We start from the raw sequence: 23,464 nt of genomic DNA on the forward strand, positions 1-23,464 counted from the left end.
ATGCTTTCTCTTCCCAGCGACTGGCTACCCCAAGCCCCCCTCGAACCCCTTCACCTCGACTGGCTCACCACTGCCGGCATCGACGTCGCGATCCTGCGTCTGGACCAGATCGACCCGCTGATCAGCGGCAACAAGTGGTTCAAGCTCATCGAACACCTGAAAGCCGCCGACCAGAACGGCGCCCAAGGCATCATCAGCCTGGGCGGTGCCCATTCCAATCATCTTCACGCGCTGGCCGCTGCGGGCAAACGCTTCGGTTTCACCACTGTGGGTTTGCTGCGTGGGCATCCGCAAGAAACGCCGACAGTAAAGGACTTGCAGGCGTTCGGCATGCAGTTGCATTGGTTGGGTTATGGCGGTTATCGAGCGCGGCACGAACCGGGTTTCTGGCAGCCATGGCGGGAGCAATACCCCGAGCTACATCCAGTGCCGGAAGGTGGCGGCGGCTTGCTTGGGGCGAAGGGCTGCGGGCAATTGGTGACTCTGGCCTGCGAGCAATTGAGCGGTCTGGGCTGGAGCAACTACGACGGCTGGTGGCTGGCCTGCGGAACGGGCACCACCCTGGCAGGGTTGGTTCTGGCCGAGACGGGTGAGCATCCGGTGTATGGCGCGCTGGCGGTGCCTGACGATCATGGCGTAGCGCAGCAGGTCGAATCGATTCTTCGCGAGACAGGTCTGCAGAATCCGGTTTATGAACTGTTCGACGCCAGCCGTGGCGGCTTTGCCAAAGTCGATCCGCTTTTACTCGAGTTCATTGAGCAGACCGAACAGGCCAGCGGCATTCCTCTCGAACCGCTGTACACCGGCAAAGCGCTGCTGGCGCTCAAGCTGCGAATCGAGGCGGGTAAATTTGCCCGGGGAACGCGCTTGATTTTCATCCACACCGGCGGCTTGCAGGGCCGCCGGGGTTTCGAGCAGACCAGTCGCGACTAACCGCGCTTGGGCACCATCCGCAGCAAGGTGTTATCGCGCACCACATAGTGATGGTAAAGCCCGGCCACGGCGTGCAGTCCGATCAGCCAATAGCCGATCGTCCCGCCGAGTACATGCCAGCCCTCAAGCTGCTTGGCCAGCGGTTTGTTTTCTTCGATCAGCAACGGCAGGTCGATGCCATAGAACATCACCTGATGCCCCTCGGCGCTGGTAATCAACCAGCCCAGAATCGGCATGGTGATCATGAAAATATACAGCGCCCAGTGCATCAGTTTGGCGAGCAGGGTTTGCCAACGAGGCGAGGCGGGGAAGATCTGCGGCGCCGGCCCCAGGCTGCGAGCGAACAGCCGCAGCCAGACCAGCACGAACACCGTCAAGCCGAGCATGAAGTGCGCTTCCTTGATCAGCGTCCTGCCGCCGCTGCCCTTGGGGAATATCCCGCGCAATTCGATGCAGGCGTAAACCACTATTAGCAGCACCAGCATCAACCAGTGCAGCGCGATCGATACGGTGCTGTAGCGTGAGTCGGAATTCTTCCAGGGCATACGGTGTTCCTCACAGGTCAGGTCTGAAGTCACCGTTCTTGTTCGACGGCGTGGGGTTAACTGTAATCCTGTTTGGTGGGTTTGCCTGAGGCGAAGGGGCTGTTCAATGCTCTGGATCAAGTGATCGGCCACAAAAAAGCGCCAGTTCCGTTAAAGGACTTGGCGCTTTTTTGTGAAACGAGAGGTGCAATCAGTCGGTTTGCGGCATCTCGCCGTTGACCAGGCGCTTGTTGATGTCGGCGATAACTTCCGGCAAGTCGGTGATGGTGTCGATCATGTAGTGCGGCCGCGAGCCTTCGAACATCGCGTGAATGCGCTTGCGTTCGCTGGCCAGTTTATCGCTGCCCAGAGCGCGATAGCCTTCGTAGTCGAGACCCAGCGCGTTGCCGGAGCAGATCAACGCCACGGTCCACATGCCGGCGCGGCGACCTTCGAGGATGCCCGGCACCGTGTCGTCGATCTTCACGCAGGCCGCGACATCGTCGATGCCCAGGGCAATCACGTTGGCCAGTGCCTGAGCCGGCCAAGGGCGGCCGTTGGGCACTTCGTCAGTGGCGACCACGTGGTCGGCGACGTAGCCATTGGTGGCGGCCAGTTCTACCACTTTGTCCATGACCTGTTTCGGGTAGCCGGAGCAGGAGCCGATCTTGATCCCTTGTTGGCGCAGGTTGGCGATGGTGTCCAGGGCGCCCGGAATCAGTGCCGAGTGTTCGGCGATTTTTTCGATCTGCAGCGGCATGAAGCGTTGGTAGATAGCCGTGACGTCATCGTCGGTCGGCGTGCGGCCGAACGCTTTGCGGTAACGCTCGGCGACTTGCGGCTGATCGCACAGGGTACGAATGTGGTCCCACTTGCCCATGCCCATCGGCCCGCGGGCTTCTTCGATGGAAACCTGGACGTCGAACTCGGCGAAGGCTTCGACAAAAATCTGCGTCGGGGCGAAGGAGCCGAAGTCGACCACGGTGCCGGCCCAGTCGAGGATGGCGGCTTGCAGTTTGGTTGGGTTGCTGTAGTTCATGGCAAATAAATTCCTATGAGAAGGAGATATACGGGAGTTCGATGTACCTGTGGGAGCGGGCTTGCCCGCGATGAGGCCCTGTCAGTCGACATTCAATGGTGAATGTCAGACCGCTATCGCGGGCAAGCCCGCTCCCACAGGGATCTGGGGAGAATTAGATTTCCAACACTTCCATCTCGCGCAGCACCTCGGCGACCGCCGCCACCGCTGCGTGCATTTCGCCCTGGTTGACGTGGCCGATGCAGCCGACGCGGAAGGTTTCGACCTGGGTCAGTTTGCCGGGGTAGAGGATGAAACCCTTGGCCTTGACCCGCTCGTAGAATTCCTTGAACTGATAGCGCGGGTCTTTCGGCGCGTGGAAGGTGACGATGATCGGCGCCTGGATCGCGGCAGGCAGGAAGCTGCGCAGGCCCAATTTGGCCATGTCATCGAGCAGCACCTGGCAGTTATTGGCGTAGCGCTGATACCGTGCGGGCAAGCCACCTTCTTCGTTGTATTGCAGCAGCGCTTCGTGCAGCGCCGCAACCACGTGGGTCGGCGGGGTGAAGCGCCATTGGCCGGTCTTGGCCATGTAGGTGTGCTGGTCAAAGAGGTCCATCGCCAGTGAGTGCGAGTTACCGGCGGCATTGGCCAGCGCTTCTTTGCGGGCAAAGACGAAACCCATTCCCGGCACACCTTCCAGGCATTTGCCCGAGGCGGCGATCAGCGCATCGAACGGCACATCCTGGGCGTCGATCGGCAGGGCGCCAAACGAACTCATGGCGTCGATGATCAGGCGTTTGCCCTGTTGCTCGATAACGTGGGCGATTTCAGCCAGCGGGTTGAGAATGCCGGTGCTGGTTTCGCAGTGAATCAGCGCGACGTGGGTGATGCTGGCATCGGCCCGCAGCAGGCGGTCGACGTCGGCGGCGGTGGTCGGTTCGTCTTCGGCGGTTTCGAAGGTGCTGAACGAGCGGCCGAGCACTTCACAGATCTTTGCCAGGCGCTTGCCGTAGGCGCCGTTGATCAGCACCAGCACTTTACCGTCCCGAGGCACCAGCGTGCCGATGGCCGCTTCGACCGCGAACGTGCCGCTGCCTTGCAACGGCACGCAGTGATGGCTATCGCCGCCGTTGATGATTGTCAGCAGCTGTTCGCAGAGGCTGGCGGTCAGTTGATTGAAGCGGTCATCCCATGAGCCCCAGTCGACCATCATCGCCTGACGGGTGCGGCTCGCTGTGGTCAATGGACCGGGGGTGAGCAGGATGGGCTCGGCAGTACTCATTCTTGTGTCCTCGCAAAAGCTCAGTGGGATGAAGCTACGGGACATAAATTGCAATTCGGTGAGCTATCAATCAAATTGTTTGTTGTTATGCCAGCCATCAGTGAGGGTTATTCATGAATCTGTTTCAGCTGCGCGCCTTCGACGCCGTGGCTCGGGAAGGCAGCTTCACCCGCGCCGCCGAGCGCCTGTTTATCAGCCAACCGGCCGTTACCGGGCACATCAAGGCGCTGGAGGAGCATTACCAGATCACCTTGTTGCGACGCACCGCGCGGCGCGTCGAGCTGACGGAAGAGGGCACCAAACTGGCGGCGATCACTCGGGCGATGTTTGGTCTGGCCGAAGAAGCGCAGGTAATGCTGGAGGCCAACCGTCAGTTACTGACCGGGCGCCTGGAAGTGGCGGCGGATGGGCCGCACATGGTCATGCCGATGCTCGCCAGCCTGCGCGCGCGTTATCCGGGAATCACCGTGAACCTGCGGTTGGGCAATGCCCAGGAAACGTTGGCGGCGTTGCTGTCGGAGCATGCCGACGTGGCGGTGCTGACCGAGGTCGAGCCGCGCAAGGGGTTGCACCTGCAAGCGTTGAGCGAATCGAGGATTTGCGCGTTGGTGCCCGCGGGTCATCCGTGGGCGCAGAAGTCCAAAGGGGTGCAGCTCAAAGAACTGGACCAGGTGATCATGGTCTTGCGTGAACCGAGTTCGATCACCCGACGCACGTTCGACGAAGCGTGCGCTCAAGCCAGGGTCAATCCTCGGGTGTTGCTGGAACTGGACAGTCGTGAGGCCGTGACCGAGGCGGTGGCCGCGGAGTTGGGCGTGGGCGTGGTGTCGTCGGTGGAGGTCAGCCACGACCCGCGAGTGGTGGCGGTGCCGATTATGGGCGAGGGGTTGGTCAATCGGCACATGATCGGGTGCATGGAACGGCGGCGGGATTTGCGCTTGATACAGGCGTTTTTTGAGTTGGCGCCCGCCGGATAGACCGCAGCGCGAAGGGGCCAGATCTGCCTACAACAGACTCTCGCGAACCATCTCCAGAAACGTCGCCACCACCCGCCGCGAACTCTGTTCGCGCAAGCACACCAGCGTTTCTGTCAGCCGACGTGTGCAATCGGTAATCGGCAACGCGCACACCCGCGAATCCGCGCCAAATTCAGCGGCCGACACCACCCCCACGCCAATCCCGACCACCACCGCCTCGCGCGCCGCTTCCCGGCCTTCGACTTCAATCGCCGGGCGGATGCGCAACCCGGCGCGGGTCATTTCTTCTTCCAGAGTTTGCCGAGTCACCGAGCCGATTTCCCGCAGCACCAACGGCGTGTCGTCCAGGTCCGCCAGGCAGATGGACTCGCGATCGGCCCACGGATGATGGCGTGAAACGAACGCCACCATCGGGTCATTGCGTAGTGGCAACGAGAGCAAGCGTTCGTCGCTGACATCACGCCCCAACAGGGCCAGATCGGCCTGGTAGTTGAACAGCCGAAATAGCGATTCGTCGGTGTTGCCGGTTTCAATCTTTACGCTGATGCCGGGGTAGCGCTCACAGAACCGCGCAATCTGCGGCAGCACATGCACCGGCGCGTCCACCGCCAGAATCAGGCTGCCGGTTTGCAACGCCTGAGATGCGTGAAGCAACTCCTGTGCCTCGGCCTCGATGACGAACAGCCGCTGGGTGACGCTCAACAGGCGTTCGCCCAGATCGGTCAGGCGCACGGAGCGTTTATTGCGGTGGAACAGCAACACACCGAAACGCTCTTCGAGCTTGCGCACTTGGTCGGAAATCGCCGGTTGCGTCAGAAACAGCCGCTCGGCGGCCCTGGTGAAGCTTCCGTGGACCGCGACGGCGTGGAAGGCTTTGAGCTGGGCGTGGGATACCGACATCGAACTCTCCAGTGACGAGCTTAGCCAGTAACAACCTGAGCTTATATTGGAAATACGATAAATCGATTTCACTTATTAATCAGTAATTGTTTTTATCCGCTTCAGCCCTGATGACTGGTCAGTCGAACAGCATCGGTGGCCATGAGCCCATGCGTGCAATCAGCAGGACTCATCTGACCGGTATCGCCTCAGGGAACAGGCGATACCGCAGTGCTCAACAATAAAAAACACAGGCGTTTTCTTCCAATTCTGCCGGCACACTCACACCCTGAGGTCAGAACCACAATGAACAGTCCCATCGGTACCATCAAGCGTTGGCGCGTGCAGATTTTCGCCATCACCTGGCTCGCGTATGCCGCGTTCTATTTCACCCGCAAAGCCTTTTCCGTGGCCAAACTGGGGATCGCCGAAGACCCCGACTTCACCCTCGACAAGATGGCCATGGCCAACCTCGACGCCATCTACCTGGCCGCTTACGCCATCGGGCAATTCACCTGGGGCATCCTGGCCGACCGCTTCGGCCCAAGGGTTGTGGTGCTCGGCGGGTTGCTGATTTCCGCGGTGGCCGCTCTGGTGATGGGCAGCTTTGCTACGTTGCCGATTTTCGCCACGTGCATGCTGATTCAAGGGCTGGCGCAGTCCACCGGATGGTCGGGGCTGTGCAAGAACATTGGCAGTTTCTTTCCCGCCGAGCAGCGGGGGCGGGTGTTGGGTTTATGGAGTTCCTGCTACGCCTTTGGCGGGCTGGTGGCCTCGCCGTTTGCGGGTTGGTGGGCGTATACGCTGATCGGCACCTGGCATGCGGCGTTCATTTCCAGTGCGGCGGTGGTTGGGCTGGTCGCCGTGCTGTTTTTTATTTTTCAGCGTAACAAACCCGAAGACGTTGGCTTGCCAGCGGTGGAGCCGGAACCTGCGTTAACCGCCGAAGAGGCGCACGCTCAAAGCAAGATCAGCGTTCTGGAGCCGCTGCGGGAAATCCTGCGCAACCGCACGGTGTTGGTGCTGGGGCTGGCGTACTTTCTGTTGAAACCGGCGCGCTACGCGATTCTGTTGTGGGGGCCGGTGATCGTCTTCGAGCAAATGCCCACGGTGGGCAAGGTCGGCGCGGCGATCATCCCCACCGCGTTCGAACTGGCCGGGTTGCTCGGGCCGATCCTGCTGGGGCTGGCCTCGGACAAACTGTTCGGTGCCCGCCGCATGCCGGCCTGTGTGCTGAGCTTGTTGGCACTCACCGTTTCCCTGGCGCTGTTCATGGGCGCCCTGCATACCGGCAGCGTGTTGCTGGTGGTGGCGCTGCTGTTCGTCATGGGCCTGACCCTGTACGGACCGGACTCGATGATCAGCGGCGCGGCGGCGATCGATTTCGGCACCGCCAAGGCCGGTGGCACTGCGGCGGGCTTCGTCAATGGTTGCGGTTCGGTCGGGGCGATTCTCGGCGGGCTGCTGCCGGGTTACTTCGATTCGGTCACGGTGTTCATCGTCTTTGCCGGGTGCGCGTTGTTTTCAGCGCTGGTGCTGATCCCCCACTGGAACAGTCGCCCGGCTGGTCTGCGTTCCGAACGTGCATGTGTGCCTAACCAACCGATGACTGTAAAACCCCTGCGTACATAAGGATTACCCCCATGAGACCTTACTGGCTGGAACAGGCGCTGGCGGCCGAGTCCTGCACGCCGTGCGAACCTTTAGCCGGTGATGACCGCGCCGACGTGTGCATTGTCGGTGGCGGCTACACCGGGTTGTGGACCGCAATCATGCTCAAGCAGCAGAACCCCGAACTGGAGGTGCTGCTGATCGAGGCGGACATCTGCGGTGCCGGTGCCAGTGGGCGCAATGGTGGTTGTGCGCTGTCGTGGTCGGCCAAGTATTTTACCCTGGAACGGCTGTTCGGCGTCGAAGAGGCCGTGCGCTTGGTCAAGGAGTCCGAGCGCAGCATCCACGCCATCGGTGCCTTTTGCGAAGAGTACGCGGTGGACGCCGATTACCGCCTCGATGGCACGCTCTACACCGCTACCAATCGCGCCCAATGCGGTTCAACCGACGCGGTTATTGCGGCGCTGGAGCGCAACGGCATCAACTCTTTCACCCAGCGGCCAGTGGCGGATGTACAGCGCATGGCCGGTTCCAGCAAACACCTGGAGGGCTGGTTTTCCCCGGCTGCTGCGAGTGTTCAGCCGGGCAAACTGGTGCGCGGCTTGCGTCGGGTGGCCCTGCAATTGGGGGTGAGGATTCATGAAAACACTGCGATGACTGGCCTGGTGGAGGGCAAGCCGGCGGGGATTAAAACCCCCAATGGCACGGTCCGCGCCGACCGGGTGGTGCTGGCGATAAATGCCTGGATGGCCCGGGCGTTCCCGCAGTTCGAGCGCAGTGTGGCGATTATTTCCAGCGACATGCTGATCACCGAACCGCGGCCGGATTTGCTCAACGAGATCGGTTTGACCAGCGGCGTAACGGTGCTCGATTCACGGATTTTTGTGCACTACTACCACAACACCCCGGACGGTCGAATCATGCTCGGCAAGGGCGGCAATACCTTCGCCTACGGTGGGCGAATGCTGCCGGTGTTCGATCAGCCGTCGCCTTATGCCGGCCTGTTACAACACAGCCTGAGCGAGTTTTTTCCGGCGTTCGCCAAGGTCAAGGTCGAGGCCACCTGGAATGGGCCGTCGGATCGCTCCGTCACCGGTTTACCGTTCTTCGGCCAGATGAGCGCCAGCGGCAATGTGTTCTACGGTTTCGGTTACTCCGGCAGCGGCGTCGGGCCTTGCCATATGGGCGGGCAGATTCTCGCCTCGATGGTGTTGGGGTTGGACAATGCCTGGACCCGTTCGCCCTTGGTGAATGGCCCGTTGGGCTTTTTTCCGCCGGAGCCGATCCGTTATCTGGGTTCGCTGATGGTGCGCAACGCCATTCGCCGCAAGGAGCGCGCCGAGGATCACGGGCATCGGCCACGGCACCTCGACGTGCGTCTGGCCAAGTTTGCCGCGGCGGCGGGCAAGGCCGACAAGGGATGAGGCTCAGGGTGCGAGATCCGAGCGGTTGACCAGCCAATCGAGCAGCAGACGGCCATCTCGATGTGACTCGGGAGCGGGCCGGGAAGGTTGGGGATGACCCCTGCCGGCACACAGCACCGGCCGGTCCGGATCGCTGTCGAGGAAACTGATCAGCACGTCGGTGCCGGCCATGGGCAGCCTGGCCGGGTCGATCCGGCCGTCCGGTGTTGCGAGGGCGACCGGTAGCCAGAAACCGGCGGATTCATCCGCCTCGAACCCCGGTGTCGGCCATAGCCTGACCTGTATCCGGCCCTGGTCATCGAGTGCCGCCGGTTGCCCGACGGGGCCCAGCACTCGGGCGGGCTGATAGCCCGGGATGCTCGGCCTGGCGTGTTTGAGCGCCGGTCTGAAGACCGTTGACCAGGGAATGGCAGTGAACTGATTGCTGTAGCGCCGGGCACTGCCGGACTGGTCTTCGGCAAGAATCGACGGCTGCTGTCCTTGGTGCCGGATGTCGGTGAGCAGCCACTGATCATTGAAACTCGAGAGCGGATGTTCCGCCACTTGCAGGATCTGTCCGCTGCACAGTTCGCTCTGATTGCTTTGGCCGTGGATCTGCCGTTGCTGGCAACGCAGGCGTTCCAGCCGTCGGCGGCTGAGCTGGTCGTGATGAAGCTGTTCGGGTGCGGGGCGTACCGTCATCGGGCCCGTTCTGGTGAGCGGGTGATTGGCTGCTCCATCGCCGATCACCCGCGCGCCGCGGTTTCTGGCCTCCCATCGTGCAGGGGCGAGGTCTGGGTCATGGCGCTGGAACAGTTCGCTGATCACCGGCAAGGCGGAATCGTTGAATGCATCGTCATGGAACGGCATCAGCAGCGGTTCCTGAGGGAAACTCAGGCTGTCATCGGCCAGTACCAGCACGTGCCCGTCGTGCTGATGTTCGAAGTGATAGTGGATGCCTTCTTCCTCACACAGCCGCTGCATGAAGGTCAGATCGCTTTCATCGTACTGAATGCAAAAAGGTCGGGGCGGGTAACACCCGTTTGCCAGTTCGAAGCGGTAGCTGTGCTCGGGCAGTTGATGCTCCTCCAGCAACTGGCGCACGATTGCGGGTACGCTGAGACGATGAAACACCCGACGCGAACTGTGCCGATCCAAGTGTTGAAGATGGGGCGTCAGCACCAGGGAGTAGCCGACCCGGTGCGGGCCGCGATGTTCGCGACTGACGCTGTGGATCACGCCGTGAATGCCCTGGTCACCCGCCAGCCGCAGAAATGCCGGTTGTTGCAGCCATTGGTCGAGGTGCATCGACGATGCGAGGCCGATCACGTCGATGTCGAATCGATAGGGCTGGCTGAGACCTTCACGGCCACTGAACTGCAATACCTGCAAGCTCAAACCGCCGTCGAGAAGTGTCAGGGTGAAAGGGCTTTCCTTGTCGTTGTGCATCGAACGCGCTTCTGCCGGGGAGGATGGGCGCAGAGGGTACGAAACCACAGCCCTGAAGCGTCACCGCAAATCGACTTTTCAGAATCGCCCTACAAACATTGGTGAAGATGTCGATTCGTCATGGGGTGAATATCTTGGAATTTTTGGTCGATTGGCATCTTTAGGCCGTATAAACTTGCGCCATGCGTCGGCCAATAGATGTCTCGGCGCCACAGATCGAGAGAGTGAGTAATGGGCGCACAGTGGAAGGTTAAACACAAAGAAGCGGCAGCCAACGCCAAGGGCAAGATTTTCGGCAAACTGGTGAAAGAAATCACTATCGCTGCCCGCAACGGTGCCGATACCGCCACCAACGCACACCTGCGTCTGGTGGTCGAACAGGCGAAAAAAGCCTCGATGCCCCGCGAAACCCTGGAACGCGCGATCAAGAAAGGCTCCGGCCAGCTCGGCGAAACCGTGCAATACCATCGCGTGACATATGAAGGGTTCGCACCGCATCAGGTGCCGCTGATCGTTGAATGCGTGACTGACAACATCAACCGCACCGTCGCTGAAATCCGCGTCGCGTTCCGTAAGGGCCAGTTGGGCGCTTCCGGTTCGGTGGCCTGGGACTTCAACCACGTCGGCATGATCGAGGCGTCCCCGGACAGCCCTGACGCCGATCCGGAAATGGCCGCGATCGAAGCCGGTGCCCAGGATTTCGAGCCAGGTGAAGACGGCGCGACGCTGTTCCTGACCGAACCTGCGGACCTGGATGCGGTACAGAAAGCGCTGCCGGAGCAGGGTTTCACCGTGTTGTCGGCCAAGTTGGGTTACCAGCCGAAGAACCCGGTCAGTGGCCTGAGCGACGAGCAGATGGCAGAAGTCGAAGCGTTTCTCGAAGGCCTCGATAACCACGATGACGTGCAGGACATGTTTGTCGGGTTGGCGGGTTAAGCGGTTCCGACAGTTTGTGATCTGACTTGTGGTGAGGGGGCTTGCCTGTGGCGAGGGAGCAAGCTCCCTCGCCACAGGTTTTATATTGGCCGCTAGTTGAGCGCAGCCAACTCCCGCACAACCTCGCTGAACCCCGGCCGCGCCAGCACATCCGGCTGACAGCAGCGCTGCTGCAACGCCTCTAGCGACTCACGACCTTCATCGCTCAACCCCGAGTCGACCCGCGCCAGCAATTCCCCCAGCAGTACCCCGAACGCCCGCACTTCGATCCGTTGCAGCGCACGGCTTTCAAGGCTGTCCGAAGTGGCGTGGAAAGACGCCGCGCCAAAGTCGCCCAACAGGCAATCACCGTGCTCGTTCCACAGAATGTTGTGGCCATAGAGATCGCCGTGGGTGATGCCTTGGCGGTGCAAATGTTGAGCCACCGAAGCGATGCCACTGGCGATGCGCAGTGCCACGTCAGCGCTGAACCGGATGTCGTCGGCGTAGACGTCGCGGGTGCATGACGTCAGGCTCGGCAGCCCGGCCAGGTTGCGGTAACTCGGATCGATCAGTTGCATCACCAGCCCGGCCTGCGCTTGCGGATGCCCGGCGATCCGCCCTTCGACCCGGATCAGGTTGGGGTGGATGCCGGCGGTGATGCAGGCGTTCATTTCGTGCAACGGCGAGCCATCGCTGGTCATTTCGCCTTTGTAGAGTTTCACCGCGACCTGTTTCGTCTGCTCCCACAACGCCTGATGAATAACTCCCGACGCGCCTTCGCCGAGTTTTTTCTCCAGGCTCAGTTGGGACCAGGGAATGCTCGCCGTGGCTTCGAGGGCGGCGGCATCGGCTTCGGTTTCCAGCGGGTTACCGGCGTACGCCAGCCAGGTCAGGCTCGGCAGGGTCAGCAGCCACTCGGGAAGCTCGGTGAGCTGATTGGCGGCGATGCGGATCAGTTCGAGTCGATGGCAGTGCCTCAGGCTTTCGGGCAAACGCTGTAACCGATTGCCGGCGAGCATGAGCTTTTGCAGATGCGGGCGTTTACCCAGTTCGGTCGGCAGCTCCGTGAGGCGGTTGTCGGTCAGGATTAGCCAGCGCAACAGCGGCGGCAGCGCGGCGCCCGGCACGTTTGCGATGGCGTTGGCCTTGAAGCCGATCATCGTCAGCGCCGTGCACTGGCCCAGGCAAGCGGGCAGTTCGGTGAACCGGTTGTCCGAGCAGAACAGCACGCGTAAACGGGTCAGGCGGTGCAGGTCGTCCGGCAGGCTACGCAAGGCGTTGCCACTGAGGTTGAGCACTTCCAGCGAGCCCGCCAAGTCGAAGATTTCCCGGGGGAACTCGGTCAGGCCGCAGGACAGATCCAGGCGAGTGATGCCCGACAATTGGCCGGCGCGCAGTTGGGCGAGGGTATCCATGGGCAGATTCGCTATTGATCCGGAGGAGGGCGTGGGGGCCTGGAAATGGGCCACATGATAGCGGGAAAGTCGGGTTTGCCCTATGGCCCGTAAGTCAAGACGCAGAACCTGTGGGAGCGAGGCTTGCCCGCGAAGAATACACCGCGGTTTTTCAGGCATTACGCGCCATCGTTTTTCGCGGGCAAGCCTCGCTCCCACAGGACTTTCGTCGCTCACTCCTCACGCAGGAGCTGCCGCAGGCTGCGATCTTTTGATCTTCGAGGTTAGCGCTCGATACTGCGATTCCACCGGGCATTCCACGCCGGGCGCTGTTCGTTGACCTGATCCCAGTCGATGGCGATCGCGGTGGTCAGATACTGCTTCATCGCCTCGACCTGACCGCGGGTCTTGTCGGTGGTTGGTGTATTCGGGTTGGACGGAATCTGATCGCCATCTTCAAGCGCGGCGGCTTGTGCTTCGGGGGTCAGCAGGAAGGCGGCGAGTTTCTGCGCCAGCTCCGGTTGGGTGTTGTTGGCGATGGCGCATTCGGCGACGTTGAGCACCACGGAGCCTTCCTTCGGCTGCGCATACTCCACCGGCATGCCCTTGAGTTTGAGCGCGGTGACCTGGGTCGGTGTCAGCGGGAACAGCGCCGCTTCGTCGGTCTGGAGCATTTCGGAGATCTTCGCCGAACTTGGAATGTACTCCAGCACGTTGCGCCCGACGGTGTTCGGCCAGGCCTTGAACCCCGGTTCGACGTCGGTTTCGCTGCCACCCTGAATCCGGTTGAACATCAGGAAACCGTGCAGGCCGAAGGTCGAAGACGCCATCGACTGGAACACCAGTTTGTCCTTGAAGCGCGGGTCGGCCATGTCCATCCAGGAGGTCGGCGCGCTCCAGCCTTTTTCCTTGAACAGCCGCGTGTTGTACGCCAGCCCCGTGACGCCGAGGCTGACCGCCACGGCTTGATCCTTGATGCGGCCCTTGGCCGGAATCTGTGCCAGGGGCGGGCTGTCTTCGAGTTTGTCGCACAGGCCCATGGCGATGGCGCGGTACATGATGCCGTCGTCGAGGAACATCACGTGCATCTGCGGGTTGCCTTTGCTGGCCTGGACCTTGGCCAGAATATCGGCGGAGGTTCCCGGCACGATCACCACTTTGACGTTGTTGGCTTTCTCGAAAGCCGGCAGCACCTTGTCGGCGTAGAGCCGCTCCATGGTCCCGCCGTTCATGCCCAGGTAAAGCGTCGGGTCGGCCTGGGCCTGGCTGACCGTGAGCATGACGCCCAAGCAAGAGAAACCGAGCAGTGCACTGCGTTTGAAATTATTCATGGCGCGACCTTCCTCTATCAAGCAACGGAGATGGAGTGAAACCGGGTAATGGAAAACGCATCCAGCGACGTCTTTGACGCGCCGCTACAGATGATCTCGGTGAGCGCCTGGCCCACCGCAGGCCCGATCTGAAAGCCCGCGCCGGCAAAGCCGAACGCGTGCAACAGACCGGGTTGAGTGCTGCTGTGGCCGATCACCGGTTGGCGATCGGGCAGATAACCTTCGGTGCCGCTCCAGGTGCGAATCGCCTGGGCGCCTTCAAGAAACGGGTAGAGTTCGACGGCTTGGCGCAAGATCTCGATGACGGCGTTCTGACCAGGCCGGGCGCGGGCGTTATCGAGGGCAAAGCCCTGGCCGCCGCCCAACACACAATTGCCGCGAGCGACCTGACGGGCATAGATGCCGCCGCCTTCGACGCCGGTGCTGGCATTCATCACCAACGGCAATGGCTCGGTGACCAGCATGGCCGGGTGCCCGGCGTGCATCGGCACCGCTTCACCGAATTGCGCGGCGAGCTTTCCGGCCCAGGCGCCGGCGCAGTTCAGCAGCCAAGGGGCTTGCAGCTCGAGGCCCGATTGAGTGCTGACGCGAAAGCGCTGACCGTCATGCTCCACCGCCGTCACTGTGCATTGTTCATGGATCTGCGCACCGTGCCGACGCGCCGCTTGCGCGAAGGCGGGGGATACTAGTCGCGGGTTGGCGTGGCCATCGTCCGGGCACAACGAGGCACCGACCGCGACCTCTCCAACCCACGGAAAACGTGCGCGCAACTCATTGCGGTCGAGTACCTGCAAGTCGAGGCCGAACCCCTGGCTGCTGGCGGCGTAGTCCTGCAAGGCGTGCAGATCATTGAGACTGCGGGCGAGTTTCAGGTGACCGCTGCGCTGGTATTCCCCGTCGATGCCGATCAACTGCGGTAGTTGCCCCCAGATCTCGTGAGCCCGTTGTGACAGCGGCAATTGCGACAGCGGCCGGCCCTGACGCCGCACGCCGCCGTAGTTCACGCCGCTGGAATGCGAACCGCAAAAGTCCCGCTCCAGCAGCGCAACGCGACGGCCGGCCTTGCTCAGAAACAGGGCGGCAGAGGAGCCGACAATGCCACCGCCAATGATGATTGCATCGACCTCGATCATGGCTCGACCTCCAGACCGAACGGCAGGGGTTTGATCGGCGCCTGCGCCCGCAACCGGCCGATGTCGGACACCCCGCGCTGGCTTTCGCAGGCAATGATTTCCGCTGCGGCGGCGCCACACATCCGTCCCTGGCAGCGACCCATGCCGACCCGACAGTGGGCCTTGACCCGGTTGATCTCCCAATGGCCTTCGCGCACCACTTGGCGGATGTCGCTGACGCGCACTTCTTCGCAGCGGCAGATCATCAGGTCATCCGCGGCGTCGGTGGCCCAGCTTTCGGGAAAGATAAAGGCGCGCTCAAGGCCTTGGCGGAATCTGCCGATAGTGTTCAGCGACTGTTCCAGCTGAGTGGCTCGCTGTGGCGGGATCAGGTAACCGATGTCTTCGAGCAGCGCCAGGGCCGCCCGTTCACCGGCCATTTCCGCCGCGTCGGCGCCCATGATGCCGGCGCCGTCACCGGCCAGGTACACCTCGGCGACACTGCTGCGACCGGCGCTGTCGCGCTGCGGCAGCCAGGCGCGGTTGAGCGGATTCCAGGTGAATTCGCAGCCCAGCAGGTCGGCGAGTTGGGTTTCGCTGCGCAGGCCATGGGCGAAGGCTATGGCGTCGCAGTCGATTCGATGTTCGCCTTTTGCGTTGTGCCAATTCAGCGATTGCACGCGGTGTTCGCCATCGATGCGTTTCAAGGTGGCGCCCTGATGTACCGGGATGCCGTGAGCGGTCAGCCAGGAGCGGTAATAAATGCCTTTGGCCAGCGTGGAGGGTTGCGACAGCAGGCCGGGCAGGGCGCGGGCCTGAGCGCTGAAGGGCGAGCTGTCGAGCACGGCGATCACATTGGCGCCGGCCTTGGCGTATTGGTACGCCACCAGATACAGCAACGGCCCGCTGCCGGCGAACACCACGCGTTCACCAATGGCACAGCCTTGAAACTTCAAGGCAATCTGCGCCGCACCGAGGCTGTAGACCCCCGGCAGCGTCCAGCCTGGCACCGGCAGAATCCGGTCGGTGGCGCCCGTGGCGACAATCACGCGCGAGAATTCCAGCCGTGCGGCGCGGCCCTCATGCAAGGTGTCGAGCGCCCCAGCTTCGGCGTTCCATACCAGGGTGTCGGGGCGGTAATGGAGTTGCTCGCGCAGTGTGTCGATTGTCTGATGCAGTGCCTTGGCCTTGTGTGCTTCGAAGCCATACAGCTTGACCGCCGAGCGCTTGAAACTCGCCGGCTGACGCCGATAAATCTGCCCGCCACCGCGTGCTGCTTCATCCAGCAGAACCGGGCGGACACCATGCGCCACCAGGGTCTGTGCCGCACGTATCCCGGCGGGACCGGCGCCGATGATCACCACAGCGTTCATACCAATCGCCCCGGTTCGCGGTTGATGTGCTGTCCGCCCTCAAGCAGCGTTGAGCAGGCACGCACCCGGCGACCATCGCCCAGGCGGACCCAGCAGTCCTGGCAGGCGCCCATCAGGCAGAAACCGGCGCGGGGTTCGGCGCTGAAATCGCTGCCGCGCAGATGCTCGCTGCAGGTCAGCACCGCGGTCAGCAGGGTATCGCCGAGCAAGCCACTGGCAGGTTTGCCGTCGAGGGTAAAGTCCAGGGCCGGGCGGTCGCCTTCGGCCAGTCGTTTCAGCAGAGCCATGGCGCCCTCATTGTTTGCCCACCAGAACCCGATCCAGGCCGTAGACCCGATCAAGCAGAATCATCGTCAGCGCGGTCAGCGCAATCACCAGGGCCGATACCGCCGCCATCATTGGATCGATGGATTCGGTGGCGTACACGTACATGCGCACCGGCAAGGTTTGCGTGGCCGGCGAGGTGACGAAGATCGACAACGTGACCTCATCAAAACTGTTGATGAACGCCAGCAGCCAGCCACCGGCGACCCCCGGCAAAATCATCGGTAAGGTGATTTGCCGGAACAGCGTGAAGCGTCCGGCGCCCAGGGATTGCGCGGCGTGCTCGGCGCTACGGTCCAGACCGATGGCCGAGGCCAACACGAGGCGCAGCACGTACGGCGTGATCACCAGCACATGGGCGAAGATCAGCCAGGCAAAGCTGCCGTTGACGCCCATCAGCGCAAACAACCGCAGCAAGGCGACCCCCAACACCAGGTGCGGGATGATGATCGGCGACAGGAACAGACCGTTGAAAAAGTCCCGTCCGGGGAACTCGAAACGCGTGATTGCCAAGGCTGCCGGTACCGCGATCAGCGTCGCCAGCGTGGCGGCGCAGAACGCCAGGATCAGGCTGTTATAGAACGCATCGACAAAGTCCGCGCGCTCGAACACGGCGCGGAACCAGCGCAGGGAAAACTCCGTGGTCGGCAGGCTCAGGGTGTTTTCCGGGGTGAAGGCGACGAGGCACACCACCACCAGCGGCGCGAGCATGAACAGCACCACCAGGGTATGGAACAGCAGGGCGAAAGGACCGTTTCTGGACATGACGAATTATCCCAATGACTTCTTGTAGCGGCCTTCGATCATCCGGTTCCACGACAGCATGATCAGCAGGTTGAGCAACAGCAGGGCCACGGCAATCGCAGCGCCCATCGGCCAGTTGAGTTCCGACAGGTACTGGTCGTAGATCAGCGTGGCGACCATCTTTATCCGGCGTCCGCCGAGCAGTCCGGGAATGGCGAATGAGCTGGCCGCGAGGCCGAACACGATCAAGGTGCCGGAGAGCACGCCGGGCATGATTTGCGGCAGCACCACTTTGCGCATCACCGTGAGGTGGCTGGCGCCCAGTGACAGCGCGGCCTGTTCGGCGGCCGGGTCGAGTTTTTGCAGCGAGGTCCAGACCGGAATGATCATGAACGGCAGCATCACGTGGACCAGTGCGATCACCACCGCGAACGGCGTGTAGAGCAGCTTCATCGGCGAGCCGCCGAAGGCTTGCAGGGTCTGGTTGACCAGGCCGTCGGCGCCGAGCAACAGGCTCCAGCCGAAGGCACGTACCACCACCGAAATCAGCAACGGCGTGAGGATCAGAATCAGGAAGATCGAGCGCCACGGCGCGCCCATGCGGCTGAGGATGTAGGCCTCGGGCACGCCGATCACCACGCAGAGCAGGGTGGTCAGGGCGCTGATCCAGAACGTCCTCAGAAAGATCTCGTAGAAGTACGGATCGCCCAGCAGGCTGCTGTAATGATCGAGGGTGTAGGCGTCGCTGTTGATTCCCGAGCTGTAGTCGAAGACGTTGAACGACAGGATCAGCGTCAGCAGCAGCGGGATCACCAGCAGACCGAAGTACAATGCCAGGGCCGGTGCTGATAACCAATAACCCTGACGTCCCTGGTGGATGACGGCAAGCGTACTCATGCCTCCACCTCGTCGACACTCAGCACCCGCAGCAATGTTGCATCCCAATCGAGGCCGACCGCCGTGCCTTCGATCAAGGGGGCCGAACCGTCGTTGCGGCGCACCACGCTGAGTTCGCCCAACGATGTCGATACGCCGTACAGCCATTGGCTGCCAAGGAAAAAGCGGCTGACGATCTTGCCTTGCAGACGGCCCTGACCGTTATCCAGCAAGTCGATCTTTTCCGGGCGCAGGCTCAGGGTCAGTTCGCCGTTGCCACGGCTGCACACCTGCACGACGCCGGCGCTGTCCCGCTCGCCGGGCAGCAGGTTGGCCTTGCCGACGAACCCGGAGATGAACTCGGTGCGCGGGTGTTCGTAGAGGGTGTAGGGCGCGTCGATCTGGGTGATGCGCCCGGCCTGCATCACCACCACCCGGTCGCTGATCGACAGGGCTTCGGACTGGTCGTGGGTGACCATCAGCGTGGTGATGCCGACCTCACGCTGAATGCGGCGGATTTCGAACTGCATCTCTTCGCGCAAATTGGCGTCGAGGTTGGACAGCGGCTCGTCGAGCAGCAGCACCGGTGGTTCAATCACCAGCGCCCGGGCCAGCGCGACTCGTTGGCGCTGACCGCCGGAGAGCTCCCGTGGGTAACGCTCGGCGTGCAGGTGTAGACGTACCAGTTTCAGCACCCGATCCACCCGTTGCTGCAACTCGCCGTTGGGCACTTTGCGCATGCGCAGGCCGAAGGCGACGTTGTCTTGCACGGTCATGTGCGGGAACAGCGCGTAACTCTGGAACACCACGCCCAGCCCGCGACTGGCGGGTTTGGCGTGGGTGATGTCGCGACCGTCCAGCACAATGCGCCCGCTGCTGACTTCGACGAAGCCGGCGATCATTTGCAGGGTGGTGGTTTTGCCGCAGCCGGAGGGGCCGAGCAAGGAGACGAACTCGCCTTTTTCCACTGACAGATTGGTGGCGACGACCGCGTCGATCTCACCATAACGTTTGCCGAGGTTTTCAAGTTGCACGAAGGCCATGACTGCGCTCCACCTGAGATTGTTATGCGTCGCCAAAGGCGCGCTTTTTTGTATGGGCAGATACGAAAAGGATGTTGCCGGGGTGCGTTGGCGCTCGACTTCTGTCGGCTGCCGCTGTTGTTCGAATCGCCCCTGATGGACGCAGAGTAGGACGAAGAATAGGATGGGCTCAATGGCCTATTTCACTGAAGCGATGACTATTTTCAGTTTCATTCAGTGAGTAAATTTATCGTCGAGAAATCACATGTCTGATTCCATTGAGCGGAATGAAAACAAAAATGAAGTCGGCGTCGGTGCCGTCTCAAGACTATTTGCGGTGCTGCGCAGTCTGGGCGATACCGTCGAGGGCGGAGAGCGCGTGACCCAACTGGCGCAGCGCATTGGTTTGTCGCAACCGACGACGCACCGCTTGCTGCGCAGCCTGATGGACGAGGGCATGGTCGAGCAGGACGCGCGTAGTAAACGTTATCGCTTGAGCCTGGAGTTTTTTGCCTTGGCGGCTCGCGCCGGCAATACCGGCAATTTGCGCGAACTGGCGCGGCCGGCGTTGCTGCGGTTGTCGGCATCGTTGGGGGATTCGTTGTTTTTACTGGCGCGCAGCGGCTTCGATGCGATCTGTCTGGATCGCAGTGAAGGGCCGTTTCCGATCCGCACGTTTACCGGTGATATCGGCGGGCGGGTGGCGCTCGGCGTGGGGCAGGGCAGTCTGGCGATTCTGGCGTTTCTGCCGCAAGAGGAGCGCGACACGGTGATTCATTACAACTTGCCGCGGCTCAAGGATTTTCACCTGTATGACGAGGTGTTCCTGCGCTCGGAAGTCGAGAATGTGCGCACCCTCGGTTACGCCGGGCGCAACACTGGCGTATTGCAAGGCATGGCCGGGGTGGCCGTGCCGATCCTCGACCGCGAAGGCCGGGCGGTGGCGGCGCTGAGTGTGGCCACGGTCAGTGATCGCCTGGGGCCGGATCGCTTGCCAACGGTGGTGGACATGCTCAAGCGTGAAGCCGCACTGATCGGGCCGCGGATCAATCCGTTTGATCCGCTGTTGCGAAGGCCTTCGCAAGTGTTTGGGCAGGGTTGACCGTAATCTCCAAATGATCACGGACTCCCACAGGGATTGGCGGTGATGATCAGAATTGCGCAGTTTGCTTGAGCATCTGCGCCGCCGGCGTGTCACTCGGGCTGACCATCGCGTAGTTGTACCCGGCCCCCGACCAGTACTCGGCCTGCAGTTCGCCATCGCTGCGGCTACCCCGAGGCAGGAGGAAGTTTTTCGGCCCCGGCGGGCGGACGTAGAAGCTGATCTTGTGCCCGCCCTGATCCTCGTACACCACCATCGCCGCCGGACCTTGTTCGGTGCTGAGCAGCCGCCCGCTGATGGGTTTGTATCCGGCAGCGGTCAGGTTCGGCAGACGATGGGCCTGGCTGAAATACCGATCGAGCCAGCCCTGCATATCGCCGTTATCGCTGACTGTGTAATCCGCCGGCAGCATGCCTTGCTGGGCAATCAGCCGGTAGGCCTGCATCGCATCGGTCATCGGCAGCGGGGCGCTGACCAGGGTCATTTCCCGCGCCTGCCAACCGCTCAAACCGCCGACGCTGACCGCAATCAGCAACACCGCGGCGCTGGCCAGATGGCGGCGCGACTGGTGTTTGACTCGCTGGCGAATCATTGCCGGGTCGAGTTGCGGGTTGGCCGGTTGCTGCAAGGCACCGCTCAGGGCTGCGCGCAATTGTTGGGCATCGTGCTGCCAGGCGCGTACTTGCGCGGCCATTTCGGCGTTGTTGGCCAGGTAAGTCTCCACCCGATGTCGGTCAGCATCGCTGAGTTGGTGATCGACGTAGGCGTGCAGGTCACGCTCGCTGGGAGGCATGCTGATCATTTGAGTCTCCGCAGGGAAGGGCGGTTGATTTCGCCGTCGCTGAGCTGGCGCAAGGCCTGGCGTGCGCGGGACAGGCGCGACATCACGGTGCCGATGGGGACGTTGAGAATCTCGGCGACCTCCTTATAACTCAAGCCTTCCACCGACACCCAGAGCAGCAGCGCGCGCTGTTCGGTGCCGAGCTGATCGAAGGCTTGCAGGGTCGATTGGGCGATCACCGTGCGTTCTGCCGAAGGCTGCGCATCGTCACGGCCGGTAAAGAATTCGAGCATCCGCGCATAACGCCGGGAGCGGCGATGAGCGTCGAGAAACTGCCGATAAAGAATCGAAAACAGCCAGGCACGCAAGTCGCCCTCGAGATGTTTGTCGCCCCAACTCGACAGCGCGCGCTCAAGGCAGGCCTGCACCAGATCGTCGGCGCTGCTGGAGTTGCGCGTCAGCGATACGGCGAAACGCCGCAGTCTGGGAATGATTTCTCTGAGTTGTTCGTCGATATCGTTCATGAAGTTCTGACCAGTCACTACGCTGTGGTGAGTGTTCAGGAAGACGCCCGACATTGGAGGTTATTCCACGCCTGAAAAAATAAATACCGGGCGATGGAATAAACCTTGGCGCGGTTCGTCTGCCTGATTCTTCTCACTTGTGGCCGATGGCCCTGGAGTCATTCATGGTAGATCGCTCATCACCACCCACGGGGCCTGGCCGGCCACCGCTGAGTGCCGCGAGCCTGACGTTGCGCCTGACCGGCATTGCCGTGGTGGTCGCCGCGCTGGCCGGGGCTTTTGCCTACGTCAACGGCACACTCGACCCACAGCGCCTGACGCCGAAAGACTTGGTCAATGTATTGGAGAAAAACAACGGCGTGCACCCGGGATTCCGTCGTAACCACGCCAAAGGCGTGTGCGTGATCGGGCATTTCGAGAGCAGCAGCCAGGCGCGCGAGTATTCCAGCGCCCAAGTGTTCAGCGAAGCGCGGACCCCGGTGGTCGGGCGTTTCGCGCTGCCTGCGGGCAATCCTTACGCGCCGGACAATAGCGTGCCGATCCGCAGCCTGGCGTTGCGTTTCACCCAGGCCAATGGTCAGCAGTGGCGCACCGGGATGAACAGTATGCCAGTGTTCCCGGTGGGCACGCCCGAGGCGTTCTATCAGTTGCAACAAGCACAGTCACCGGATCCGGCTACCGGCAAACCGAACCCGGCGGCTGTGCCAGCGTTCTTCGGTTCTCATCCGGAAGCCGCGCCATTTCTGGCCTGGATCAAAACCGCCAAACCGTCAGCCAGTTACGCGACGGAAACCTATAACAGCGTCAACGCGTTTTACCTGGTGAACGCGGCCGGGCAACGGCAGGCGGTGCGTTGGAGCATGACGCCAGTGGCTCAGGACGCGGCAGGTGCAACGGCCCCCGAGGGTGGCGATTTTCTCGAGAAAGATCTGGTACAGCGCTTGTCCGCCGGCCCGCTGCGTTGGCAGTTGAACATCACCCTGGCGAACCCCGGGGACCCGGTCAACGACGCGAGCAAGGCCTGGCCCGACGGCCGAAAAGTGCTGAACGCCGGCACGCTGGTGCTTGAAAGCACCCAGCCGCAACTCAATGGCGAGTGTCGTGACATCAACTACGACCCACTGGTATTGCCCAGCGGTATCGAAGGCTCCGACGACCCATTGCTCGCCGCTCGCTCAGCCGGTTACGCCCGTTCCTACCTGCGCCGAGCCAGCGAAGTGAAGCAGTTGCCCAACGCCAAACAGGAGTCTCAACAATGAGTGCTCAACCGAACCATTTCACGCCATTGGCGCGGCTGCTGCACTGGCTGATGGCGCTGATGATCATCTCGATGCTGTTTATCGGCGCGGGCATGGCGGCCTCGGTGTCCGAGCGCCATCAGTGGCTGATCCATCTGCACAAACCTTTGGGCGTTGCGATTCTGTTGCTGGTGATCGTGCGCCTGGCCGTGCGTTTTTCGACCCGGCAACCACCACTGCCGGCGGATCTGCCGGGTTGGCAAGCATTCGCGGCCAAGGCTTCGCATTTTTTGCTGTACGCCTTGATGCTGATTTTGCCGCTGTTGGGCTGGGCGATGATTTCGGCGGCCGGCGATCCGGTGATGCTCAGTAGCTCGTTGCAGTTGCCGTCGATTCTGCCGGCGAATGCGCAGGTGTTTGCGTTCCTGCGCAAGGCGCATGGGTATTTGGCGTATCTGTTGTTTCTGACCGTACTGCTGCATTTGGCGGCGGCGTTGTTTCACGGTTGGGTACGTCGTGATGATGTGCTGAACAGCATGTTGCGGGGCAAAGATCGAGGGTGATCCCAGCTGCCACAGGTAAATTCTGCGGATGTACGCGGTCAATGTAGGAACTGCCGCAGGCTGCGATCTTTTGATCTTGAAAA

Annotated in this window: 23 protein-coding genes; 8 read left to right on the top strand and 15 right to left on the bottom strand. The window is 61.9% G+C overall.

Translation table 11 applies throughout. From position 1 onward, the window contains the following. Complete coding sequence (locus MMG91_RS03540; protein ID WP_310658761.1) at positions 1–933, top strand: pyridoxal-phosphate dependent enzyme; 933 nt, start codon at positions 1–3, stop codon at positions 931–933. On the opposite strand, the gene MMG91_RS03545 is transcribed toward MMG91_RS03540, so the two are convergent. The 3 genes from MMG91_RS03545 to MMG91_RS03555 all read right to left on the bottom strand — a co-directional run bounded on the left by MMG91_RS03545 (position 930) and on the right by MMG91_RS03555 (position 3,760). Then, positions 930–1,478: a cytochrome b gene (locus MMG91_RS03545; RefSeq protein WP_310658762.1), complete on the bottom strand. Its 549-nt coding sequence runs from the start codon at positions 1,476–1,478 to the stop codon at positions 930–932. The genes MMG91_RS03540 and MMG91_RS03545 overlap by 4 nt on opposite strands. A 190-nt stretch (positions 1,479–1,668) precedes the next feature. Next, positions 1,669–2,496, bottom strand: coding sequence for a phosphonoacetaldehyde hydrolase (gene phnX / locus MMG91_RS03550; RefSeq protein WP_310658763.1), 828 nt, complete (start codon positions 2,494–2,496; stop codon positions 1,669–1,671). Between the two features lie 154 nt (positions 2,497–2,650). Continuing rightward, positions 2,651–3,760 (bottom strand): 2-aminoethylphosphonate--pyruvate transaminase, encoded by a 1,110-nt coding sequence (locus MMG91_RS03555; protein ID WP_310658764.1) that lies wholly within the window; start codon positions 3,758–3,760, stop codon positions 2,651–2,653. Between the two features lie 113 nt (positions 3,761–3,873). Between MMG91_RS03555 and MMG91_RS03560 the strand changes: the two genes are divergently transcribed. Then, positions 3,874–4,737, top strand: coding sequence for a LysR substrate-binding domain-containing protein (locus MMG91_RS03560; RefSeq protein WP_310658765.1), 864 nt, complete (start codon positions 3,874–3,876; stop codon positions 4,735–4,737). Positions 4,738–4,764: 27 nt separating this feature from the next. Here MMG91_RS03560 and MMG91_RS03565 read toward each other — a convergent pair whose 3' ends face one another. Beyond that, positions 4,765–5,637, bottom strand: coding sequence for a LysR family transcriptional regulator (locus tag MMG91_RS03565; RefSeq protein ID WP_310658766.1), 873 nt, complete (start codon positions 5,635–5,637; stop codon positions 4,765–4,767). Positions 5,638–5,922: 285 nt separating this feature from the next. Here MMG91_RS03565 and MMG91_RS03570 point away from each other — a divergent pair, with 285 nt between their 5' ends. Next, entirely contained in the window at positions 5,923–7,248 is a 1,326-nt protein-coding gene (locus tag MMG91_RS03570; RefSeq protein WP_310658767.1) for an MFS transporter, read from the top strand. 11 nt (positions 7,249–7,259) lie between these two features. Beyond that, on the top strand, positions 7,260–8,651 hold the full coding sequence (locus MMG91_RS03575; RefSeq protein WP_310658768.1) for an FAD-dependent oxidoreductase: 1,392 nt from the start codon (positions 7,260–7,262) through the stop codon (positions 8,649–8,651). A 3-nt stretch (positions 8,652–8,654) separates the two neighbouring features. Here MMG91_RS03575 and MMG91_RS03580 read toward each other — a convergent pair whose 3' ends face one another. Further along, on the bottom strand, positions 8,655–10,079 hold the full coding sequence (locus MMG91_RS03580) for a type VI secretion system tip protein TssI/VgrG (RefSeq protein ID WP_310658769.1): 1,425 nt from the start codon (positions 10,077–10,079) through the stop codon (positions 8,655–8,657). Positions 10,080–10,310: 231 nt separating this feature from the next. Between MMG91_RS03580 and MMG91_RS03585 the strand changes: the two genes are divergently transcribed. Beyond that, positions 10,311–11,015: a YebC/PmpR family DNA-binding transcriptional regulator gene (locus MMG91_RS03585; RefSeq protein WP_095053122.1), complete on the top strand. Its 705-nt coding sequence runs from the start codon at positions 10,311–10,313 to the stop codon at positions 11,013–11,015. 92 nt (positions 11,016–11,107) lie between these two features. On the opposite strand, the gene MMG91_RS03590 is transcribed toward MMG91_RS03585, so the two are convergent. From MMG91_RS03590 to MMG91_RS03625, 8 genes are all read right to left on the bottom strand, one after another. Further along, positions 11,108–12,412 (bottom strand): leucine-rich repeat-containing protein kinase family protein, encoded by a 1,305-nt coding sequence (locus tag MMG91_RS03590; RefSeq protein ID WP_310658770.1) that lies wholly within the window; start codon positions 12,410–12,412, stop codon positions 11,108–11,110. Positions 12,413–12,675: 263 nt separating this feature from the next. After that, positions 12,676–13,722: an ABC transporter substrate-binding protein gene (locus tag MMG91_RS03595; protein WP_310658771.1), complete on the bottom strand. Its 1,047-nt coding sequence runs from the start codon at positions 13,720–13,722 to the stop codon at positions 12,676–12,678. A gap of 17 nt (positions 13,723–13,739) precedes the next feature. Continuing rightward, positions 13,740–14,855, bottom strand: coding sequence for an FAD-dependent oxidoreductase (locus tag MMG91_RS03600; protein WP_310658772.1), 1,116 nt, complete (start codon positions 14,853–14,855; stop codon positions 13,740–13,742). Next, positions 14,852–16,207 carry an FAD-dependent oxidoreductase gene (locus MMG91_RS03605; protein WP_310658773.1) on the bottom strand — a complete coding sequence of 452 codons (1,356 nt, stop codon included), beginning with the start codon at positions 16,205–16,207 and terminating at the stop codon, positions 14,852–14,854. Before MMG91_RS03605 ends, MMG91_RS03600 begins: the two co-directional genes overlap by 4 nt. Then, positions 16,204–16,494: a (2Fe-2S)-binding protein gene (locus MMG91_RS03610; RefSeq protein WP_310658774.1), complete on the bottom strand. Its 291-nt coding sequence runs from the start codon at positions 16,492–16,494 to the stop codon at positions 16,204–16,206. Before MMG91_RS03610 ends, MMG91_RS03605 begins: the two co-directional genes overlap by 4 nt. Before the next feature lie 7 nt (positions 16,495–16,501). Then, positions 16,502–17,296, bottom strand: a complete 795-nt coding sequence (locus tag MMG91_RS03615; protein WP_007896923.1) for an ABC transporter permease — start codon at positions 17,294–17,296, stop codon at positions 16,502–16,504. 6 nt (positions 17,297–17,302) lie between these two features. After that, positions 17,303–18,172, bottom strand: coding sequence for an ABC transporter permease (locus MMG91_RS03620; protein ID WP_310658775.1), 870 nt, complete (start codon positions 18,170–18,172; stop codon positions 17,303–17,305). Then, positions 18,169–19,194, bottom strand: coding sequence for an ABC transporter ATP-binding protein (locus MMG91_RS03625; RefSeq protein ID WP_310658776.1), 1,026 nt, complete (start codon positions 19,192–19,194; stop codon positions 18,169–18,171). The genes MMG91_RS03620 and MMG91_RS03625 overlap by 4 nt, the downstream gene beginning before the upstream one ends. 244 nt (positions 19,195–19,438) lie before the next feature. Between MMG91_RS03625 and MMG91_RS03630 the strand changes: the two genes are divergently transcribed. Then, complete coding sequence (locus MMG91_RS03630; RefSeq protein WP_310658777.1) at positions 19,439–20,275, top strand: IclR family transcriptional regulator; 837 nt, start codon at positions 19,439–19,441, stop codon at positions 20,273–20,275. A gap of 49 nt (positions 20,276–20,324) precedes the next feature. Here MMG91_RS03630 and MMG91_RS03635 read toward each other — a convergent pair whose 3' ends face one another. Next, positions 20,325–21,077, bottom strand: a complete 753-nt coding sequence (locus MMG91_RS03635) for an anti-sigma factor (protein WP_310658778.1) — start codon at positions 21,075–21,077, stop codon at positions 20,325–20,327. Next, positions 21,074–21,580 (bottom strand): sigma-70 family RNA polymerase sigma factor, encoded by a 507-nt coding sequence (locus tag MMG91_RS03640; RefSeq protein WP_310659070.1) that lies wholly within the window; start codon positions 21,578–21,580, stop codon positions 21,074–21,076. The genes MMG91_RS03635 and MMG91_RS03640 overlap by 4 nt, the downstream gene beginning before the upstream one ends. Positions 21,581–21,744: 164 nt before the next feature. On the opposite strand from MMG91_RS03640, the gene MMG91_RS03645 reads away from it, so the two are divergent. Together MMG91_RS03645 and MMG91_RS03650 are read left to right on the top strand one after the other, a co-directional pair. Continuing rightward, positions 21,745–22,839 (top strand): catalase family peroxidase, encoded by a 1,095-nt coding sequence (locus MMG91_RS03645; protein WP_305502540.1) that lies wholly within the window; start codon positions 21,745–21,747, stop codon positions 22,837–22,839. Continuing rightward, positions 22,836–23,381, top strand: a complete 546-nt coding sequence (locus MMG91_RS03650; protein ID WP_310658779.1) for a cytochrome b — start codon at positions 22,836–22,838, stop codon at positions 23,379–23,381. Before MMG91_RS03645 ends, MMG91_RS03650 begins: the two co-directional genes overlap by 4 nt. Positions 23,382–23,464: the final 83 nt, after the last annotated feature.

This window comes from Pseudomonas sp. JL3 (assembly GCF_031570575.1).
GTDB lineage: Bacteria > Pseudomonadota > Gammaproteobacteria > Pseudomonadales > Pseudomonadaceae > Aquipseudomonas > Aquipseudomonas cucumis.

What these genes read in the sequence shown, in the direction of transcription:
- MMG91_RS03570 (WP_310658767.1), top strand. Translation starts at nt 5,923, where the DNA reads ATGAACAGTCCCATCGGTACCATCAAGCGTTGGCGCGTGCAGATTTTC.
- MMG91_RS03540 (WP_310658761.1), top strand. Translation starts at nt 1, where the DNA reads ATGCTTTCTCTTCCCAGCGACTGGCTACCCCAAGCCCCCCTCGAACCC.
- MMG91_RS03575 (WP_310658768.1), top strand. Translation starts at nt 7,260, where the DNA reads ATGAGACCTTACTGGCTGGAACAGGCGCTGGCGGCCGAGTCCTGCACG.
- MMG91_RS03630 (WP_310658777.1), top strand. Translation starts at nt 19,439, where the DNA reads ATGTCTGATTCCATTGAGCGGAATGAAAACAAAAATGAAGTCGGCGTC.
- MMG91_RS03595 (WP_310658771.1), bottom strand. Translation starts at nt 13,722, where the DNA reads ATGAATAATTTCAAACGCAGTGCACTGCTCGGTTTCTCTTGCTTGGGC.
- MMG91_RS03585 (WP_095053122.1), top strand. Translation starts at nt 10,311, where the DNA reads ATGGGCGCACAGTGGAAGGTTAAACACAAAGAAGCGGCAGCCAACGCC.
- MMG91_RS03545 (WP_310658762.1), bottom strand. Translation starts at nt 1,478, where the DNA reads ATGCCCTGGAAGAATTCCGACTCACGCTACAGCACCGTATCGATCGCG.
- MMG91_RS03650 (WP_310658779.1), top strand. Translation starts at nt 22,836, where the DNA reads ATGAGTGCTCAACCGAACCATTTCACGCCATTGGCGCGGCTGCTGCAC.
- MMG91_RS03555 (WP_310658764.1), bottom strand. Translation starts at nt 3,760, where the DNA reads ATGAGTACTGCCGAGCCCATCCTGCTCACCCCCGGTCCATTGACCACA.
- MMG91_RS03620 (WP_310658775.1), bottom strand. Translation starts at nt 18,172, where the DNA reads ATGAGTACGCTTGCCGTCATCCACCAGGGACGTCAGGGTTATTGGTTA.
- MMG91_RS03580 (WP_310658769.1), bottom strand. Translation starts at nt 10,079, where the DNA reads ATGCACAACGACAAGGAAAGCCCTTTCACCCTGACACTTCTCGACGGC.
- MMG91_RS03635 (WP_310658778.1), bottom strand. Translation starts at nt 21,077, where the DNA reads ATGATCAGCATGCCTCCCAGCGAGCGTGACCTGCACGCCTACGTCGAT.
- MMG91_RS03565 (WP_310658766.1), bottom strand. Translation starts at nt 5,637, where the DNA reads ATGTCGGTATCCCACGCCCAGCTCAAAGCCTTCCACGCCGTCGCGGTC.
- MMG91_RS03640 (WP_310659070.1), bottom strand. Translation starts at nt 21,580, where the DNA reads ATGAACGATATCGACGAACAACTCAGAGAAATCATTCCCAGACTGCGG.
- MMG91_RS03560 (WP_310658765.1), top strand. Translation starts at nt 3,874, where the DNA reads ATGAATCTGTTTCAGCTGCGCGCCTTCGACGCCGTGGCTCGGGAAGGC.
- phnX (WP_310658763.1), bottom strand. Translation starts at nt 2,496, where the DNA reads ATGAACTACAGCAACCCAACCAAACTGCAAGCCGCCATCCTCGACTGG.
- MMG91_RS03625 (WP_310658776.1), bottom strand. Translation starts at nt 19,194, where the DNA reads ATGGCCTTCGTGCAACTTGAAAACCTCGGCAAACGTTATGGTGAGATC.
- MMG91_RS03605 (WP_310658773.1), bottom strand. Translation starts at nt 16,207, where the DNA reads ATGAACGCTGTGGTGATCATCGGCGCCGGTCCCGCCGGGATACGTGCG.
- MMG91_RS03645 (WP_305502540.1), top strand. Translation starts at nt 21,745, where the DNA reads ATGGTAGATCGCTCATCACCACCCACGGGGCCTGGCCGGCCACCGCTG.
- MMG91_RS03590 (WP_310658770.1), bottom strand. Translation starts at nt 12,412, where the DNA reads ATGGATACCCTCGCCCAACTGCGCGCCGGCCAATTGTCGGGCATCACT.
- MMG91_RS03600 (WP_310658772.1), bottom strand. Translation starts at nt 14,855, where the DNA reads ATGATCGAGGTCGATGCAATCATCATTGGCGGTGGCATTGTCGGCTCC.
- MMG91_RS03610 (WP_310658774.1), bottom strand. Translation starts at nt 16,494, where the DNA reads ATGGCTCTGCTGAAACGACTGGCCGAAGGCGACCGCCCGGCCCTGGAC.
- MMG91_RS03615 (WP_007896923.1), bottom strand. Translation starts at nt 17,296, where the DNA reads ATGTCCAGAAACGGTCCTTTCGCCCTGCTGTTCCATACCCTGGTGGTG.